The following is an 18,497-nucleotide window of genomic DNA, read 5'->3' on the forward strand; positions in this document are numbered from 1 at the left end:
GCCGTGCGTGGCCCGGGTCTTGCGTGGTCGGCCGAACCCCGTCGTGGCCGGGGCCGCTCGACGTGTGTGCTCGTGCGTGCGTGGTGCCGGTCCGGGCGCCCGCCGTACGCCGGTGCGCGGTGGCGGGAACCTGCTGTGGTGGGTTGAGCGTAGCGATATGGTGACGGCAGTCAATGCCTCGCGATATACGGGACGTTCCGCGCGCGGCCCCGTGCCGCGGGCCGTCGGACGGAGGGAGCGGCGATGCCGGTCTACGCGCTCGAACCCGAACAGCAGCGCTGGAGCGAGGAGTTGCGCGGACTCGCGGCCGAGCGCCTCGCCCCGCTGGCGGGCGAGGCCGCGCCCGGACGCCTTAACCGCCCGCTCGTCGCCGAGTTGGGCCGCCTCGGCCTCCTCGCGCGCGTCGTCCCCGCACCCGTGCCCGAGCCCGTTCCGGACGGCAAGGGCCCGGACTCCGTCTCCACCGTCGACCTCTGCATACTGCGCGAGTCCCTCGCCCGGGTCACCACCGAGGCGGAGACCGCGCTCGCGCTCCAGGGGCTCGGCGCCGGACCGCTCGTCGAGGCCGGCACGACACCGCAGCGCGCCCGGTGGCTCCCGCCGCTCGCCTCCGGCGCCGCCGTCGCCGCTTTCGCGCTGAGCGAGCCGCAGGCCGGCAGCGATGCGGCGGCGCTCACGCTCACCGCCGAGCCCGACGGTGCCGGCGGACACCGGCTCAACGGCACCAAGACATGGATCTCCAACGCTCCCGAGGCGGACGTCTACACCGTCTTCGCGCGCACGGGAGAGGCGCCGGGTGCGCACGGGATCACGGCCTACCTCGTCCCCGCCGACCGTCCGGGGCTGCGGGGCGAGCCGCTCGACATGCTCTCGCCGCATCCCATCGGCACCCTGGAGTTCGAGGGCGTCCCCGTCACGGACGACGACCGGATCGGCCCGGCCGGCGAGGGGTTCCGGCTGGCGATGCGCACGCTCAACCGCTTCCGCCCCAGCGTCGGCGCCTTCGCCGTCGGCATGGCACGGGCCGCTCTCGACGTGACGCTCCACCACGCCGACGAGCGGCGCGCGTTCGGCGGCCCGCTGCGTCAACAGCAGTCCGTCGCCCACACGTTGGCGGAGATGGCCACGCGCACCGAGGCCGCGAGGACGCTCGTCTACGCCGCTGCCGCCGCCTGCGACCGCGGCGACCCGGACACCGCGCGCCGCTCGGCGATGGCGAAGCTCTTCGCCACCGAGACGGCGCAGTACGTCGTCGACTCCGCCGTCCAGCTCCACGGCGCCTCCGCACTCCGCCGCGGGCACCTCCTCGAACACCTCTACAGGGAGGTGCGCGCACCGCGGATCTACGAGGGGGCGACCGAGGTGCAGCGCACCCTGATCGCCAAGGAGCTCTACCGATGAGGCCCCTCCGCACCAACCCGACCGAGCTCTCCCCGCCCAAGGGCTTCTCGCACGCCGTCACCACGACCGGCACCCGGACCGTGCACCTCGCCGGCCAGACGGCGCTCGACCCGGAAGGCCGGATCGTCGGCGAGACGCTCCCCGAGCAGTTCGAGCAGTCCCTCGGCAACCTGCTCACCGCGCTCCGCGCAGCCGGAGGCGAGGCCGGCCACCTGGCGCGCGTCACCGTCTACACCGTCGACGTGCCCCGATACCGCTCGCATGCACGGGAGTTGGGCCTGATCTGGCACCGGCTGGCGGGCCGCGAGTACCCGGCCATGGCGGTGCTAGGCGTAGCGGCGCTCTGGGACCCCGAGGCGCTCGTGGAGATCGACGGGGTGGCCGTGCTTCCCTGACGTTCCGTACGCAGGGCACTGCACAGCGCACCGGAAAACCGGCCGCCTCGCCGCCGCGGGAGGGGGCTCAGGTACCCTGCCCAGGTCCTGTTGTCTCCGAATGAGGTGGACGTTGCGCATCTGAGGTCCGCGAACATCGCGCGGTACGGCACAGCCGTACGCCGCCGGTCGGCATCCGACCCGTCGCGGCGCCGCGCAGATGCGACCTCGGTGCATGCCGCCCCTCGCCTTCGCAGGGCCGTCAGCGCTCCCGCGTCCTTCGCCGTCACCCAGCGGTGCTCGCACACGTAGCCCCCCGCCCACCGCGCACGCGACTGCGAGAACCCATGAACACCGCCCCGAACCCCTCCCTGACCTGCTCCGCGCTCACCTTCCGCTGGCCCGACGGCACCGGCGTCCTGGAGGACCTCTCCCTCACCGTGGACCGCGGCCGCACCGGGCTCGTCGGCGCCAACGGCTCGGGCAAGTCGACCCTGTTGCGCCTCTTCGCCGGTGAACTCCGGCCGGCCGGCGGCTCGGTGACCGTCGGCGGCAGCCTCGCCTACCTGCCGCAGCACGTGACGCTCGACACCGGGCTCCGCGTCGACGAGGCGCTCGGCGTCGCCGAGCGCCGGGCCGCGCTCCGTGCGATCGAGGCGGGCGACGTCGACGAGGCCCACTTCGAGACCGTCGGCGACGACTGGGACGTCGAGGAGCGGGCGCTGGCGACGCTCGGCTCCCTCGGCCTCGACCACCTGCAACTCGACCGCTCAGTGGGGAAGATGTCGGGCGGTGAGACCGTGCTCCTGCGCCTCGCCGCGCTGCTCCTCGCACGCCCGGACGTCCTGCTCCTCGACGAGCCGACCAACAACCTCGATCTCTTCGCCAGGCGTCGGCTCCACGAGGCGGTGGAGTCCTGGCGCTCCGGCGTGCTCGTCGTCGTCAGCCACGACCGCGAGCTGCTGGAGCGCGTGGACCGCATCGCGGAGCTCCGCACCGGCTCCGTGCACTGGTACGGCGGCGGCTGGACGGCGTACCAGGAGGCGCTCGCGACCCAACAGGCCGCCGCGGGCCGCACGTTGCGCGCCGCAGAGGCCGACGTACGCCGGCAGAAGCGCGAACTGGAGGAGGCGCAGGTGAAGTCGGCGCGGCGGCAGCGGCAGAGCAAGAAGCTCGACGCGCAGCGGCGGGCCCCGCGGATCGCCGCGGGGGAGAAGAAGCGGGCCGGACAGGAGTCGGCGGGGAAGCTGCGCGGCCTCCAGGAGAGCCGGCTCAAGGACGCGGAGGAGCGCCGCGAGGAGGCGGCGGGAGCCGTCCGCAGCGACGACGAGATCCGCGTCAGCCTGCCGAGCACGGTCGTGCCCTCCGGACGCACCGTGCTCCGACTCGACGGTGTGCAGCCGCAGTTCGGCAGCGCCGACGGGATCGACCTCACGGTGCGGGGGCCCGAACGCCTCGCGCTCGTCGGCCGCAACGGAGCGGGGAAGACGACGCTCCTGCGCACGCTCACGGGCGAACTCCCCCCGCTCGCAGGGACGGTGGAGACGCTCGTCCCGTTGCGGTTCCTGCCGCAGCGGCTCGACGTCCTCGACGACGCCGCGAGCCTCGCCGCCAACGTCGCACGCGCCGCCCCCGACGTCCCCGAGAACCGCATCCGCGCCCAGCTCGCCCGCTTCCTCTTCAAGGGCGCCCGCGCGGAGCAGCTCGCCGGCACTCTCTCGGGCGGCGAGCGCTTCCGCGCCGCCCTCGCCGCGACGCTCCTCGCGTCGCCCGCGCCGCAGCTCCTCCTCCTCGACGAGCCCACCAACAACCTCGACGTCGCCAGCGTCCGCCAGCTCGCTACCGCCCTCGACTCGTACCGGGGCGCCCTCGTCGTCGCCGCGCACGACTTGGCGTTCCTCGAATCGATCGGTGTCACACGGTGGTTGCTCGCCGAGGACGGGCTCCGCGAGATCGACGGGGAGGAGGTGCGGGCGCTGCTCGACGCCGGCGCCGAGTGAGGGCGTGTGGCTGCAGGTCCGTCGGTAGGCTGCCTCGGCACGGACGGGGCGGGCTCGTCGACGGAGCCGCGTCCGTGAGCGCGTCGCCGTGGTGCCGTCGGGGCGTGCGCCCCGGAACGGGGCCGACCTGCGACGGCGCCCAACTGGCGGGCCGCCGCGGCCGGTTGAAGGCGTGCGGAACTCTCGTAGGGGATGCAGCGAGAAAGGACCGGGTTCGCTACCCGTCCGCGCGGTCGGGGACTCCCGGCAGCGCAGCAGCCCCACGGCCCCGTCGTCCGGAGCGTCGCCGGGCGGGACCCTGCTAACCGGCGGGTTCCGCCCGACAGGGTGTCCCACCGCAGACGTCCACGATGTCGCCGGTCTTCAGGAACTCCGCCTTCTGCCGCCTCGCGTCGGCCGAGTTGCGCGGGTCGGAGTGCGGGTCCTCGCCGTAACTGCCGTCTTGCGGCGGTGTGTTGCCGGTCGGCGGCGTCGGCGTACCGGAGTCCCAGACGACCATCCCCGTGCCCGCGTACGGCAGTTGGCCGGTGGGCTCGATGCCCCAGTAGGGCTCCTTGTCCGGGCTGCGCCCGTCGGCGAGCGCCGGGGTGACGAGGCGTGCGCCGAGGGAACGTGCCTCCACGTCGGCAGCGGCGTTGGCGACCTGGTGGTCGCCGTAGGCGAGGTGCATCAGCACCCGCTTGTCGCTCGCCGCGAGGTCGCCGGTGTAACCGTTGGTCTCGCCGCGGTCCCAGAGCATCTGGAGGAGCTGGAGGACGACCTGCTGGCGCAGCCTGTCGGGGTACGAGGTGTCGAGGACGGGCTGGAACCGGTCGAAGGCCGCACTGCGTTGGAGGAGGAGCCCGCCGTAGTTCATGCCGGTGACGCCGAGTACGCCGCGCTCGGTGTCGGGCGAGGCGGCGACGAGCGATCCGCCGAGGATGCCGCCCTGGCTGTTCCCGTCGTAGCCGAGCTCCGCCTCCGGGTCGAGGAGCGGGCGGCCGTCCTCGGTGCGGAACGCCGGTTCCGTGCCGAGGCCTTCGGGGTGGACGAGGGCGCGGCCGAGGAAGAGCGCGTTGAGCATGCCCTGTTCGGAGCGCTCGGGCACGGTGGGGAAGCGGTTGAGGTCGAGGAGCGCGCCGAGCACCGTCGGGACGTCCTCCTCCGCCATGCCGATCCAGTCGGTCGCGCAGAAGGTGAACCCGCCCTCCTGCGCCATCGCCTGGACGTTGCCGGCACGCACCTCGCTCTGCCCGCCGAGGAGCCCGTGCCCGTAGAGGGCCGGATGCGAGGGCTTCTCCCACGCCGAGCGCGGTACCTGACAGGTGAACGCTGCTTCCTGGACGTTGCCGGGCTGCCGCTCGGGGCGTCCGTCGGGCCCCCGGTTGAGGACCGAACCCGTCGGCCCGCCCTGCTTGTCGAGGTATCCGGGGAGCGCCACGGTACCCGTGACCTCGCGGGCGATCCGCGGGTTCTCCTCCGCGGTGAACTCCTCCACGCCGGTGACCTCGGTGTCGGGCGCGGCGTCGCCGAGGGCGTCGAAGGCGTCGTCCCTGATGCCGTAGAGGTCGCCGGTAAGGTTCCCGGTGCTCGCGACTGTGAAGTCCCAGGCAAGATGGAGCTCTTCACGCTCCACGCCCGCGGCGGAGAGCTGCTCCAGCACCGGCGCGAGCCGCGACTGCCGTTCCCTGAGCGGATGTCCGTCGGGCAGCGGCGCCTCGGCCGCGGCAGTGGCGAAGTGCGCGGGCGCGGTGAGCGTGCGGCTCTCGGAGTCCTTCAGGTTGCGCAGCGCGACGGCGTAGTGGTGGCCCTCGGTGAGGTTGCGTGCCGGGTGGACGAGGAGAGCCCGGCGGGCGTCGAGTCGGGGGCGGGAGTCCAACTCCGCCCAGTACGGGAGCCGTTCGCCGGTGGTGGTGTCGAGCAGGACGACGGGCGCGTCCTCGGCGAGGGACGCACCGATGTCGGTGAGCGGAGCCGCACCGGTCTTCTCCAGGTCCAGCCGCGGCACCTGGGCGACGAGCGTCGAGCCCGGCGAGAAGCCGTCGGAGCGGTTCCACGGGGTCGGGTCGATCTTCGGGCCCAGCAGCGGCCGGGGGAGCGCACCGTCCGCGAAGTCGACGCGCCGTCCCGTCCCGCTCGACGGGTCGGCCGCCGTGTACCAGTCGTTGGGGAACGGCAGCAGGCACGAGCCGCCCGCGAGCGGGTCGCAACTCCCCGGCTGTCCGGGCGCGTTGAGCTTCGCCTGGCTCGAGCCCGCAGCGTGCGCGCCCGGCGGCAGCAGCGCGACGAGCACCGCCGTGAGTAGGACGACGACGCCCGGCAGAGGACGGCGACGCGGTCTGCGCAGTGCGGTGATCCGAGTGCCCAGCCCGCTACGCGGCCGGGACTGGCAGTGCAGCGAAGAGCGCACGGTGACCCCCGGGGCCGTGGAGGATGTCCCCACCATGATGCAGACTCGTCCCCGACCCTTTAACTGGTGAGTAACGCAGACTTCCCCGGGGGACTTTGTGACCGGTGACAATGGCGCCACCGTCCGCACACGCCCACTGCTCATCGCCGGCCGACCCGTCGCCGCGCACCTGCATGCCCGGGTGCCGGCCCTCACCCGCCGCGTCGTCGACCGCCTCCTCTCCGAACTCCCCGTCTACGCACGGCTTCCGCGGGAGGAGGTCGTCGGGGACATCGCCGGAATCGTCCGCCACAATCTGCGTGTCTTCGCGCGCGTGCTGGAACGCCGGGCCCCCGCCACCGCCGCGGACCTCGCGGAGCAGCGCGACTCGGCGGCCCAACGCGCCGAGGAGGGCGTCCCGTTGGACGCCATCCTCTCCGCGTACCACCTCGGCATGGAGAGCGGCTGGCAGGAGATCACGCGGGACGCGCGTCCCGGCGACCTCATCGACGTGCAGGACGCCCTCTCGCTCATGATGGCCTTCCACCGCACGCTCACCTCGACGGTGAGCGCGGCCTACCTGGAGGTGCGGCAGGTGCTGGACAGCCAGGAACACGCAGGCAGGCACGCGCTGTTGGCCTCGCTCCTCGCCGGGACCGCGGACGAGGAGGCGCAGCGCTCGGCCGGCCTGCGGCCCGCCGAACGGTATGCGGTCCTCACGCTTGCGCTCGCCCCGCACCCGGACGAGAGCGGGCCCGGCGGCAGCGTCGCGGCCCGGCGCAAGGTACGGCGCGTCCAGTCCGAACTCAACGCGTACGTGCGGGAGTCGGCGCTGGTTTCGCTCGACGCGTCGGGCGGGACGGCGCTCCTGCCGGTGGCCGCCCCGCCGCCGTGGGAGGAACTCTGCGCGCTCGTCGCGCGCGCGTCCCTCTCGGCGGGCACCGCGATCACCGCGGCGGGAGCGACCGCGGAGCGCCGGGCGGTCCCCGCGGCGGTGGCGCAGAATGCGGAGGTCGTCGAGGTGGTACGGCGCACGGGCAGACCCCCGGGGCTCTACCGGCTCGCCGACGTGCTCCTGGAGTACCAGCTAAGCCGCCCGGGACCGGCCCGCGAGGGCCTCGCGAGCCTCCTCGCACCGCTCGCCGACCGCCCCGACCTCCTGCGCACCCTGGAGTCCTACCTCGCCCTCGGCCTCGACCGCCGCAGGACGGCCGAGTCGCTCCACATCCACCCCAACACCGTCGACTACCGCGTACGCCGCATCGAGTCCCTCACGGGCCTCCACCCCGCGCGCGCCGTCGACCTCCCGTACCTCAACGCGGCGCTACTGGCGCGGAGTTCGGGCACGGAAGCCTAGCCGGTCCAGGTGCCGCCCTTCTGCGCGTCCGCCTCCCGGAGGAACTCGGGGACGGCCTCGTTGAACCGCGCGACGGGGATGCCGTGCCCCACCCCCTCGACCACCTCGGTGCGGACGTCGGGGAGGAGCGAGCGGGCCCTGGCCGCGGCGCGCTTCGGATCGACGGCGTGGCTCTCGGCGCCGAAGAAGAGCAGGACGGGACGCTCGATCCCGGCGAGTGCCGCATCGTCGATCCGGCTCGGCTGCGGCAGCCGGAGACGGAAGGTGCGCATCGCCTGGAGACCGACCTCCGACTGCGCCTCGGCGTCGGCCGGTTCCTCCTGCGGTGGCCCCGCAAGCCTCTGGAACCACCGGCGTTGCAGCCGCTCGGAGCCGCTGAGGAGGACGGCGAGGGTGCCGGGGACGAACTCGAGCGGCAGCGGTGCCAGCGCCCGCGGCGGCTCCACGAGCGGCAGCGAGACGACGCGCCCGGGGCGCAGCACCGTGTGGGTGAGGGCGATCCAGGCGCCGTAGGAGAAGCCGCCGAGGTGCACCTCGGCCAACCCGAGCCCTTCGAGGACCTGTTCCAGCCAGGCGGAGGTCTCCTCGCCCGTACGTATCGGCCGCGTCTGCGTCCCGGGCCCCGCCTCGCCGACGTGGTCGACGGCGAAGACGGTGCGCTCCTCGGCGAGTCGAGCGATGTTCGGCGCCCAGATGGACGACGTCGCGTTCTGTCCGTGGAGCAGCACGAGCGGGGTGCGCGCGCCGCTGCCGTGGCGGTGCACGCGGGTGGTGCCGAACTCCGTTGCCACGTCGGACGCTTCGCGACCCTCGGGCCACCTCGCCAGCGCCTTCTCGTACGCGGCGAAGAACCGCGCGCGTGCCGCTTCGTTGCGGAACTCTCCCGGTCTGCCCGTCATCCCACGCCCCTTCCGCGTGCACGGTCCCCACGCCGCACGCCCAGCCTCTCAACGGCCTTGCTGAGGTGCGCGGTTGGGGTGCTCGCCCGACTTCCTGCGCCGGTGCGCCGCCACCCTGGAACGGCCGGCGCACCGCGGTGAGCAGTAGCGTCTCGTGCCGCCGGGTCCGGTGCCGAGGAAGAGGGCGGTGCAGTCGTCCGCTTCGCACTCGCCCCAGGCAGGACGCCCGTATTCGCTGAACACCCGGGCGAGGGCGAGAGCCCCGGAGCAGAGGAACCACGCGCGCCAACTCGCGTCGTCACTGCGGTCGCTGTGGAGGTGCCACGGATGGCCGTCGTGCTGGGAGAGGCGGGGCGGACCTGCGTGCTCGGCGAGGAGCGCGTTGAGTGCGCGTGCCACGGAGTCCGGATCGTCCTCGGTGAGGATCTCCGTCAACTCCGCCGCCGCTTCCCGGAGTTCGGCGGCGTCGCGCTCGGTGAAACCCGCCGGGCCGACGTCCTCCGCCCGCTCGCCGTGGCGCTCCAGGTGCCGCGCCAGCTCTGCGCGGGGCACCTCCGGATCGCTGCGGACCGCGTTGGCGATCTCCACCAGGCGACGTGCCGGGTGGAACCGTCCGGCGGCCGATTCCGGCTGCGGGTGCGTCTGCCGTGTCATGGCGAGCATCTCCTTCGATGTAACGTGTTGCCATAATAAGGCGTTACGCCGGTCGCCGGTGAACGCCAGCAGCCCCGCCGACCGTAGGAGCACCGTGCCCGTGACCAGGCCGCTCCCCGCATACCTGGCGACGGCCTCCTTCGCGAGGTTCGCCGACGAAGGCGTCGCCCTCGCGCTCGCCCTCCTCGCACTGGAGCGCACCGGGAGCCCCACCCAGGGGGCTCTCGCGCTCACGGCATGGATGGCGCCGCACGCACTCGCCGCCCCCTTCGTCGGCGCACTCGCCGAACGCGCCCGCTCCCCACGGGCGTTCCACGTGCTCGCCTTCTCCGTCTTCGCCGTCTCGCTCGCCGCCCTCACCGCCGTCCTCGGGCGCGCACCGCTCGCCGCCTCGCTCGGCTGCGCCGTCCTCGGCGGCGCCTGCGGTCCCGTCGTCACCGGCGGCCTCTCCAGCCTGCTCGCCCGGCTCGTGCCCGACGCGCGCACCCGCACCCGCGCCTACGCGCTCGACGCCGCCACCTACAACGCCGCCTCGGTCCTCGCGCCGGCCGCGGTGAGCGTCACGGCCGGCGCCCTCTCCGCGACGCCGGCCACCGCCCTCCTCGCCGGCGCCGCCACCGCGGCAGCCGTCCTCGCCCTCCGTATCCCCGTGCCCCCGGCGAACGGGGACACCGCCTCCGAGCCGACGGCCGAGCGGCGGCCCGCCCTGCCCGAGGAGCCGGAGGCCGAGGCAGCACAACCCGCCGACTCGCCTGCGTCCCGGACGAGTCCGCCCGCGGCCACCGTCGCCGCCGGCCTCGCCGCGCTGTGGCGCGTCCCCGAACTCCGCGCCATCACCGCGGCGACCGTTGTCTCCTTCCTCGGCATCGGCGGCCTCGCCGTCACGGCCGTGCTCCTCGCCGCCGCTTCCGGCCACCCCGGCGCCGAAGGGGCCCCGGTGACGGCGTTCGCCGTCGGCGGCCTTCTCGGCGCGCTGGGCACCGCTCGACTCGGACGCCGCCCGCACGCGCAACACCTCGCGGCCTGCGCCCTGTTCGGCACCGGTGCCGCGCTCGCCGTCGCCGCGCTCGTGCCGTGGTTCCCCGCGGCCGTCGCCGCCTTCGCCGCAGCCGGCCTCTGCGACGGCCCCCTGATGGCCGCCACCCTGCGCCTGCGCGCCGACCACGCCCCCGCGTCGGCCCGCACCCAGGTCTTCACCCTCGGAGCCGGACTCAAGGTCTCGGCCGCGGCAGCCGGAGCCGCCCTCGCCGGCACCCTCCCCTTCGGCCCCGTCCCGCACCTCCTCGCCATCGCGGCCCTCCAACTCGCGGCCGCCCTCCTGCTCCCGCTCCTGTGCCCGCACCCGCGGGACCCCGCACCGGAGGCGCCCTCGGCCGTATCCCCCTGACCGAACTCGCCGTCACCGCAGAGAAGTTGCTGGTCGCCTCCTCGCCCGCCCGGAGCTTGCGGGTGTCCCGCGGCTCGGCACGGGACTCCCCGCCGGGCGGATGGCCCCTCGCGATGGCTCGCTCATGTTCGCCGGCGCGGACTCCTCCCGTGCCTGTGGGCGTTGGTTGCTCTGGTCCACCTACGCCTGCACGACACCCCGAGCCAGCTTGCCGCCGGTTTTCTCTTCGGCGCCGACCACACCTACAGGGGGTGGCCCGACAAGATGGGGGAGGAGCCGAAACCCTCCCAGGTGGTCAGCTCCTCAACTCCCCCAGAACAACACACGCCATTTGGCCAAGAAAACATCAGTCGTCCTGCGCGGTGCGCGTGGGTACGGCCCGCCACGACCGATCCGCGGCCCCACCGCGTCCGGAACCGGAAGGACCGCTCTCGTGTGCGTGCTGCACCGGCCACGTCCGCAACCCGGGCGAGGCAGGAGCCCTGCCGCGCCGCCCCGACCGTCCCGGCCGGGGCGGCGCCGCGTCAGATGTCCCTGAACGTCTCGATCTGCGCGCCGACCTCGTTGAGGCGCTCGGCGAGGTCCTCGTAACCCCGGTTGATGACGTAGACGTTGCGGAGCACCGACGTGCCCTCCGCAGCCATCATCGCGAGCAGGACGACGACCGCCGGTCGCAGCGCCGGCGGGCACATCATCTCCGAGGCGCGCCAGCGCGTCGGGCCCTCCACCAGGACCCGGTGGGGGTCGAGGAGTTGGAGCCTCCCGCCGAGGCGGTTCAGGTCGGTGAGGTAGATGGCGCGGTTGTCGTAGACCCAGTCGTGGATCAGCGTCTTGCCCTGCGCCGACGCGGCGATCGCCGCGAAGAACGGGACGTTGTCGATGTTGAGCCCGGGGAAGGGCATCGGGTGGATCTTGTCGATCGGCGCCTCCAGCTTGGAGGGGCGGACCGTGAGGTCGGTGAGCCGGGTGCGTCCGTTGTCGGCGGCGTACTCGGCGGAGCGGTCGAAGTCGAGCCCCATCTCCTCCAGGACGGCGAGCTCGATCTCCATGAACTCCACCGGCACGCGGCGCACGGTGAGTTCGGACTCGGTGACCACCGCGGCGGCGACGAGGCTCATCGCCTCCACCGGGTCCTCGGAGGGCGAGTAGTCGACGTCGACGTCGATCTCCCGGACGCCGTGCACCGTCAGCGTCGTCGTCCCCACGCCCTCGACCCGTACGCCCAGCTCCTCCAGGAAGAAGCAGAGGTCCTGGACCATGTAGTTGGAGGAGGCGTTCCTGATCACCGTCGTGCCCTCGTGCCGGGCGGCGGCGAGGAGCGCGTTCTCGGTGACGGTGTCCCCGCGTTCGGTGAGGACGATCGGGCGCTGCGGGCGCACGTCGCTCTCTACCTCGGCGTGGTAGATCCCCTCGGTCGCGGTGACGTCGAGGCCGAAGTGGCGCAGGGCGCTCATGTGCGGCTCGACGGTGCGGGTACCGAGGTCGCAGCCGCCCGCGTACGGGATCTTGAAGTGATCGAAGCGGTGCAGCAGCGGCCCGAGCAGCATGATGATGCTGCGCGTACGGCGCGCCGCGTCCTGGTCCATGGAGTCGAGCTCCAGCTCGGCCGGCGGAACGATCTCCAGGTCGGCACCGGAGTTGACCCACCGGCAGCGGACGCCGACGGAGGTGAGGACCTCCAGGATGCGGTAGACCTCCTCGATCCGCGCGACCCGACGCAGCACCGTACGCCCGGAGTTGACGAGCGAGGCGCACAGCAGCGCGACGCAGGCGTTCTTGCTCGTCTTCACGTCGATCGCGCCGGAGAGGCGCCGCCCGCCGACCACGCGAAGGTGCATGGGACCCGAGTACCCGAGCGAGACGATCTCGCTGTCGAGGGCCTCGGAGATGCGCGCGATCATCTCAAGGCTGATGTTCTGGTTGCCGCGCTCAATGCGGTTGACCGCACTCTGACTTGTGGCCAGGGCTTCGGCAAGCTGCGACTGGGTCCAGCCGCGGTGCTGACGGGCGTCACGGATCAACTGCCCGATACGTACGAGGTAGTCGTCGGTCATACGTCGACGCTATCTCAGTTGTGAGATAGAGGTGAACTTGGGGGGCCGAACGGGTGAGGCGGGCCGGTCCCTCCGGCAAGAACGCGGGGAGCGGAGCCTCCGGTTCCCGGGCGACCGGGTGCCCTCTTCGGCCCGCTCTGAAAGCATCGCCCGATGTCACATTTCGACGACCTGCTCAGCGAGGGTGCAGCCGTTCCCACGGAGGGCTGGGACTTCTCGTGGTTCCGCGGGCGGGCGACCGAGGAGCGACCCTCCTGGGGTTACGCCGGCCTCCTCGCGGAGCGGATGGCCGCGTCCGAGGCGGCGCTCGACCTGCAGACGGGCGGGGGAGAGGTGCTGGCCGCGCTTCCCGCGGTGCCGCCGGTCCTCGCGGCCACGGAGTCCTGGCCTCCGAACGTCGCGCTCGCCCGACGGAACCTCGCCCGGTTCGACGCCGAGGTGTTCGAGGCGGACGCCGCGGCCGACCTCCCGCTGCCCTCGGGCCGCTTCGACCTCGTGACCGCTCGGCACCCGGTCGTCACGCGCTGGGGGGAGGTGCACCGGGTGCTGCGCCCCGGCGGCACCTGCCTCTCGCAGCAGGTGGGGCCGGGCTCCGTACGGGAGTTGATGGAGTTCATGAGGGAGCGGCCGCCCGAGGGGCACCCGCATCCGGGGCCGGCGGCGACCACGGCGGGCGCGGATGCGGTCGAGGTCTCCCTCGCCGCGGAGGCTGCCGGGCTCGACGTCGTCGACCTGCGGGAGGAGGCGCTCCGGATGGAGTTCCACGACGTGGCGGCCGTCGTCCACTTCCTGCGCAAGGTGGTCTGGATCGTGCCGGACTTCACCGTCGAGCGTTATCGCGAGCGGCTCGCCGTCCTGCACGGGTTCATGGAGCGGCACGGCCCCTTCGTGGCGTACTCGCGCCGACTGCTCGTCGAGGCGAGGAGGCCGTGAGCCTCCAACCCGGGCCGGTGCGGGGCGTCTTGCCGGGGTGCCCGCGGCGGGGTTTCGGGTGCGCGTGTGCCAGGTACCGGGGATGGGAGCCGAGGGCAGGCATGACCGTTCCCCGGACGTGTACTAGAGTTATCTCGACATCGAGATATCTGTCGGAGGCGTACTGCGACTGCCGGGTCGATCGCCACCGGGTAAGGCTACCCTAACCACACTGGGCCTGGGTGGTCGATCGAAGGGGCAGTTTCGGCAGGATTGCGGTGGTACGCGCAATTTCATGCATGAAGGAGACTGTCGTGTCGGCGAACAGCTTCGACGCCCGCAGCACCCTTGAGGTGAGCGGCGAGTCGTACGAGATCTTCAAGCTGGACAAGGTCGAGGGTTCCGCCCGGCTGCCGTACAGCCTGAAGGTGCTGCTGGAGAACCTGCTGCGTACCGAGGACGGCGCCAACATCACCGCCGACCACATCCGGGCCGTCGGCGGCTGGGACCCGAACGCGGAGCCGAGTCAGGAGATCCAGTTCACGCCCGCGCGCGTGATCATGCAGGACTTCACCGGCGTCCCGTGCGTCGTCGACCTCGCCACGATGCGCGAGGCCGTGAAGGAGCTCGGCGGCGACGCCTCGAAGATCAACCCCCTCGCCCCCGCCGAGCTGGTCATCGACCACTCGGTCGTCGCCGACAAGTTCGGCAGCGCCAACGCCTTCAGCCAGAACGTCGAGCTGGAGTACGGCCGCAACAAGGAGCGCTACCAGTTCCTGCGCTGGGGTCAGACGGCGTTCGACGAGTTCAAGGTCGTCCCGCCCGGCACCGGCATCGTCCACCAGGTGAACATCGAGCACCTGGCGCGCACCGTGATGGTCCGCAACGGCCAGGCGTACCCCGACACCCTGGTCGGCACCGACTCGCACACCACGATGGTCAACGGCCTCGGCGTCCTCGGCTGGGGCGTCGGCGGCATCGAGGCCGAGGCCGCGATGCTCGGGCAGCCCGTCTCGATGCTGGTTCCGCGGGTCGTCGGCTTCAAGCTCACCGGTGAGCTGCCGGCCGGTACCACCGCGACCGACCTGGTGCTCACCATCACCGAGATGCTCCGGAAGCACGGCGTGGTCGGCAAGTTCGTGGAGTTCTACGGCGACGGCGTCGCCTCGGTGCCGCTCGCCAACCGCGCCACCATCGGCAACATGTCGCCGGAGTTCGGCTCCACGGCCGCGATCTTCCCGATCGACGCGGAGACCATCAACTACCTGAAGCTCACCGGGCGCACCGCCGAGCAGCTCGCGCTCGTCGAGGCGTACGCCAAGGAGCAGGGCCTCTGGCACGACGCGGCGCACGAGCCGGTCTACAGCGAGTACCTGGAGCTCGACCTCTCCCAGGTCGTCTCCTCGATCGCAGGCCCCAAGCGCCCGCAGGACCGCATCGCGCTCTCCGACGCCAAGACGCAGTTCAGCAACGACGTACGCAACTACGTCCCGGAGACCGAGGTCGACGTCGACGAGGCGGGCAAGGAGTCCTTCCCCGCCTCCGACGCGCCCGCGATCTCCGACGGGGTGCCGACGAAGCCGACCCAGGTCACGGGCGCGGACGGCAAGACGTACGAGATCGACCACGGCGCCGTGGCCGTCGCCGCCATCACCTCCTGCACCAACACCTCCAACCCCTTCGTGATGGTCGCCGCCGCGCTCGTCGCCAAGAAGGCGGTCGAGAAGGGCCTCAGCCGCAAGCCGTGGGTGAAGACGACCCTCGCGCCCGGCTCCCAGGTCGTCATGGACTACTACGACCGCGCGGGGCTCACCCCGTACCTCGACAAGCTCGGCTTCAACCTCGTCGGGTACGGCTGCACCACCTGCATCGGCAACTCGGGGCCGCTGCCGGACGAGGTCTCCCAGGCCGTCAACGACAACGACCTCGCGGTGACTTCGGTCCTCTCCGGCAACCGGAACTTCGAGGGTCGGATCAACCCCGACGTCAAGATGAACTACCTCGCCTCGCCGCCGCTCGTCGTCGCGTACGCCATCGCGGGCTCGATGAAGGTCGACATCACGACCGAGGCGCTCGGGATCGACCAGGAGGGCAACCCCGTCTACCTCAAGGACCTCTGGCCCTCCGAGCAGGAGGTCGAGGAGGTCGTCGCCGGGGCCATCGGCCAGGAGATGTACACGAAGTCGTACTCCGACGTCTTCGCCGGCGACGCCCAGTGGCAGGCGCTCCAGGTGCCCACGGGCAACACCTTCGAGTGGGACCCGGAGTCCACCTACGTCCGCAAGCCTCCGTACTTCGAGGGCATGGGCATGGAGCCGGAGCCGGTCACCGACATCACCGGTGCCCGTGTGCTCGCGAAGCTCGGCGACTCGGTCACCACGGACCACATCTCCCCGGCCGGTGCGATCAAGGCGGACACCCCCGCCGGCAAGTACCTCACCGAACACGGGGTCGCGCGCCGGGACTTCAACAGCTACGGCTCCCGCCGCGGCAACCACGAGGTGATGATCCGGGGCACCTTCGCCAACATCCGGCTCCGCAACCAGATCGCCCCCGGCACCGAGGGCGGCTTCACCCGGGACTTCACCCAGGACGGCGGCCCCGTCTCGTACATCTACGACGCGTCGCAGAACTACCAGGCGCAGGGCACCCCGCTCGTCGTCCTCGCGGGCAAGGAGTACGGCTCCGGCTCGTCCCGCGACTGGGCGGCGAAGGGCACCGCGCTCCTCGGGGTGCGCGCCGTCATCGCCGAGTCGTACGAGCGCATCCACCGCTCCAACCTGATCGGCATGGGCGTCCTGCCCCTGCAGTTCCCGGAGGGCGGCTCCGCCGAGGCCCTCGGCCTCAGCGGCGAGGAGACCTTCTCGATCACCGGCGTCACCGCCCTCAACGACGGCGGCGTCCCGGAGACGGTCAAGGTCTCCACCGACACCGGCGTGGAGTTCGACGCGAAGGTCCGCATCGACACACCCGGCGAGGCGGACTACTACCGCAACGGCGGCATCATGCAGTACGTGCTCCGCTCGCTGCTGCGCAAGTGAGCCCGCGAGGGCGGTAGTTCCGCCCTCGGCCGTACGAGGGCCGCATCCTTCGGGGTGCGGCCCTCGTACGTGCCGGGGTGGCGGTGCGGGGTCCGCGGGGGCTCGGCCCTGTCCGCCGTCCGGCCGGGTGGGTGCTCGGCGAGGCCGGTGCCGCCGTGTGGTCACCGGTGCACGGTCTGTGGAACTCGCCGGCGGCACAGGGGCGTTGCTCCGTCGTGGTGCCGACGGATGGTGCGGACCGGCGGCGGGGCGCCAGGTGCCGCCCCGCCCTTCGGGTCACTCCTCGCCGCGCCAGAGGTCGGGGCCGAAGACCTCGTGGTGGATGTCGGCGGCCCGTACGCCGGCGGCGAGGAGTTGCCCGCGCGCCCGCCGCATGAAGGGGAGCGGGCCGCACAGGTACGCGGTGGTCCCCTGGGGGACGTCGAGGGCCGCGAGGTCGGCGTAGCCGGTGCGCTCCGCGGGCCAGTCGGGTCCGGGAACCTCGTACCAGATGTGCGCGTCGGCGTGGGGCAACTCGTCCACGTAACGCTCCAGTTCGGCGCGGAAGGCGTGGGTGGCCGGGCTGCGGTCGGCGTGTACGACCGTGACGGGCCGCGTGGTGCCCGTACTGGCGAGCCGGCTGAGCATGCCGGTGAGCGGGGTGCAGCCGATCCCCGCCGAGGCGAGCAGGAGCGGCGCGTCGCCCTCCTCCAGGACGGAGTCGCCGAAGGGCGCGCTCACGCGGAGGACGTCCCCGGTGGCGACGTGGTCGTGAAGGTGCGTGGAGACCTCGCCCGCCGGCTCGTCGGCGAGGCACTTGACGGCGAAGTGCAGGCTGCCGTCGGCCCCGGGCGCCGAGACCAGGCTGTACTGCCTGATCTGCCGGGCCCCATCGGGGAGTTGGACCTGCACGGAGACGTACTGGCCGGGCCTGGCCGCTGCGGGGGCGCTGCCGTCCGAGGGGCGGACGGTGAAGACGGCGACCGTCTCCGTCTCGGAGCGCCGTGCCACCACGATGTGGTCGCGGAGCACGGTCTCGGGGGTGGTGCCGGACTCCGCGTAGAGGCGCGACTCCATGGCGATGAGGGAGTCGGCCATGAGCCAGTACACCTCGGTCCAGGCCTCGGCCACCTCGTCGGTGACGGCGTCGCCGAGCACTTCGGCGAGGGCGGCGAAGAGGTGTGTGTACACGATCTCGTACTGCGCGGGCGCGATGCCGAGCGAGGCGTGCTTGTGCGCGATGCGCGAAAGGAGCGCCTCCGGGGTGGAGTCGGGGTGGCGGAGGAGGGCGGTGGCGAAGGCGACTATCGAACCGGCGAGCGCCTGCTGCTGCTCGCCCGTCGCCTGGTTGCCCCGGTTGAAGAGGTCGCGCAGCAGCTCGGGGTGGGCGGCGAAGAGCTTGCGGTAGAAGAGCGGGGCGACGTCGCCTATGGCGGCGCCCACCGCGGGGAGGGTGGCGCGGACGGTCTCGGTGGATTTCGGTGAGAGCACGAGGACCTCAAATCAGAGTCTTGGATTCTTCTTTTAGCGGTCGGTCGGTCGGGCGTGGGGTCGGGGTGCGGTCCGCCGTGCGGGTGCGGTGTGCCCGAACCTTCAGCTTGGCGAGCGGAGCGGAAGGCCGAGGAGCACGGGTCCGGTCGGAGCGGCTACGAGCTCCTCGATCGTGAGGGGGTCGAGCGCGGCGAAGAACGCGTCCTGGGCGCCGCGCAGCGCCGACCGGAGCCGGCAGGCGGAGCGCAGCGGGCAGGGCGGGTCGTCCTCGCAGCCGACGACGTCGCCCTGGCCCTCCAGTTGGCGGACGAGCCGGCCGAGCGAGCCGGTCCGCCCGACCTGGGTGAGGCTGAGCCCCCCGCCTCTGCCGCGTCGGGCCTCGATGACGCCGAGGTGCCGGAGGCGGGTGACGACCTTCGCCGCGTGGGTGTAGGGGACGGCGACGGCCTCGGCCACCTCCCGGGTGGTCGACTCGTCTCCGTCCGCCACGGCGAGGCGCATCAGGATGCGCAGTGCCATGTCGGTGCTCTTCGTCAGGCGCACAAGAACAACCTATCTAATGCGATTTCTGGACTCGCAT

At 72.6% G+C, this 18,497-nt stretch carries 13 protein-coding genes and 1 pseudogene; 8 read left to right on the forward strand and 6 right to left on the reverse strand.

Annotated elements, in window-relative coordinates; genetic code table 11:
* Positions 1-243 precede the first annotated feature (243 nt).
* The 4 genes and pseudogenes from F603_RS0118255 to F603_RS36565 all read left to right on the forward strand — a co-directional run bounded on the left by F603_RS0118255 (position 244) and on the right by F603_RS36565 (position 3,775).
* Entirely contained in the window at positions 244-1,401 is a 1,158-nt protein-coding gene (locus tag F603_RS0118255) for an acyl-CoA dehydrogenase family protein (protein WP_019547424.1), read from the forward strand.
* A complete protein-coding gene (locus F603_RS0118260; RefSeq protein ID WP_019547425.1) occupies positions 1,398-1,796 on the forward strand; it encodes a RidA family protein in 399 nt (132 codons plus the stop codon). The genes F603_RS0118255 and F603_RS0118260 overlap by 4 nt, the downstream gene beginning before the upstream one ends.
* Positions 1,797-2,122: 326 nt before the next feature.
* Positions 2,123-2,728 (forward strand): annotated as a pseudogene (locus F603_RS36560) (ATP-binding cassette domain-containing protein); the annotation flags it as partial.
* 483 nt (positions 2,729-3,211) lie between these two features.
* The gene (locus tag F603_RS36565; protein ID WP_425426995.1) at positions 3,212-3,775 is read left to right on the forward strand and encodes an ATP-binding cassette domain-containing protein; all 564 of its coding nucleotides are present in this window, start codon (positions 3,212-3,214) and stop codon (positions 3,773-3,775) included.
* A gap of 301 nt (positions 3,776-4,076) precedes the next feature.
* Here the strand turns inward: F603_RS36565 and F603_RS0118270 are convergent, their stop codons facing one another.
* The gene (locus F603_RS0118270) at positions 4,077-6,200 is read right to left on the reverse strand and encodes a hypothetical protein (RefSeq protein ID WP_019547427.1); all 2,124 of its coding nucleotides are present in this window, start codon (positions 6,198-6,200) and stop codon (positions 4,077-4,079) included.
* 61 nt (positions 6,201-6,261) lie between these two features.
* Here F603_RS0118270 and F603_RS0118275 point away from each other — a divergent pair, with 61 nt between their 5' ends.
* On the forward strand, positions 6,262-7,500 hold the full coding sequence (locus tag F603_RS0118275) for a PucR family transcriptional regulator (protein WP_019547428.1): 1,239 nt from the start codon (positions 6,262-6,264) through the stop codon (positions 7,498-7,500).
* Here the strand turns inward: F603_RS0118275 and F603_RS0118280 are convergent.
* Positions 7,497-8,399, reverse strand: a complete 903-nt coding sequence (locus F603_RS0118280) for an alpha/beta fold hydrolase (protein WP_019547429.1) — start codon at positions 8,397-8,399, stop codon at positions 7,497-7,499. The genes F603_RS0118275 and F603_RS0118280 overlap by 4 nt on opposite strands.
* A gap of 48 nt (positions 8,400-8,447) precedes the next feature.
* Positions 8,448-9,053 (reverse strand): CGNR zinc finger domain-containing protein, encoded by a 606-nt coding sequence (locus F603_RS0118285; RefSeq protein ID WP_026328526.1) that lies wholly within the window; start codon positions 9,051-9,053, stop codon positions 8,448-8,450.
* Between the two features lie 100 nt (positions 9,054-9,153).
* Here F603_RS0118285 and F603_RS0118290 point away from each other — a divergent pair, with 100 nt between their 5' ends.
* Positions 9,154-10,440, forward strand: a complete 1,287-nt coding sequence (locus F603_RS0118290) for an MFS transporter (RefSeq protein ID WP_019547431.1) — start codon at positions 9,154-9,156, stop codon at positions 10,438-10,440.
* A gap of 524 nt (positions 10,441-10,964) precedes the next feature.
* On the opposite strand, the gene F603_RS0118295 is transcribed toward F603_RS0118290, so the two are convergent.
* Positions 10,965-12,494, reverse strand: coding sequence for a helix-turn-helix domain-containing protein (locus tag F603_RS0118295; protein WP_019547432.1), 1,530 nt, complete (start codon positions 12,492-12,494; stop codon positions 10,965-10,967).
* A gap of 153 nt (positions 12,495-12,647) precedes the next feature.
* Between F603_RS0118295 and F603_RS0118300 the strand changes: the two genes are divergently transcribed.
* Positions 12,648-13,427: a class I SAM-dependent methyltransferase gene (locus F603_RS0118300; RefSeq protein ID WP_019547433.1), complete on the forward strand. Its 780-nt coding sequence runs from the start codon at positions 12,648-12,650 to the stop codon at positions 13,425-13,427.
* A gap of 293 nt (positions 13,428-13,720) precedes the next feature.
* Positions 13,721-16,447, forward strand: coding sequence for an aconitate hydratase AcnA (gene acnA, locus F603_RS0118305; protein WP_019547434.1), 2,727 nt, complete (start codon positions 13,721-13,723; stop codon positions 16,445-16,447).
* A 276-nt stretch (positions 16,448-16,723) separates the two neighbouring features.
* Here acnA and F603_RS0118310 read toward each other — a convergent pair whose 3' ends face one another.
* Together F603_RS0118310 and F603_RS0118315 are read right to left on the reverse strand one after the other, a co-directional pair.
* Positions 16,724-17,917: a globin domain-containing protein gene (locus tag F603_RS0118310; RefSeq protein WP_019547435.1), complete on the reverse strand. Its 1,194-nt coding sequence runs from the start codon at positions 17,915-17,917 to the stop codon at positions 16,724-16,726.
* A gap of 102 nt (positions 17,918-18,019) precedes the next feature.
* Entirely contained in the window at positions 18,020-18,460 is a 441-nt protein-coding gene (locus F603_RS0118315) for an RrF2 family transcriptional regulator (RefSeq protein WP_019547436.1), read from the reverse strand.
* Positions 18,461-18,497: the final 37 nt, after the last annotated feature.

The sequence above is a fragment of the Streptomyces sulphureus DSM 40104 genome (assembly GCF_000381025.1).
GTDB lineage: Bacteria > Actinomycetota > Actinomycetes > Streptomycetales > Streptomycetaceae > Streptomyces > Streptomyces sulphureus.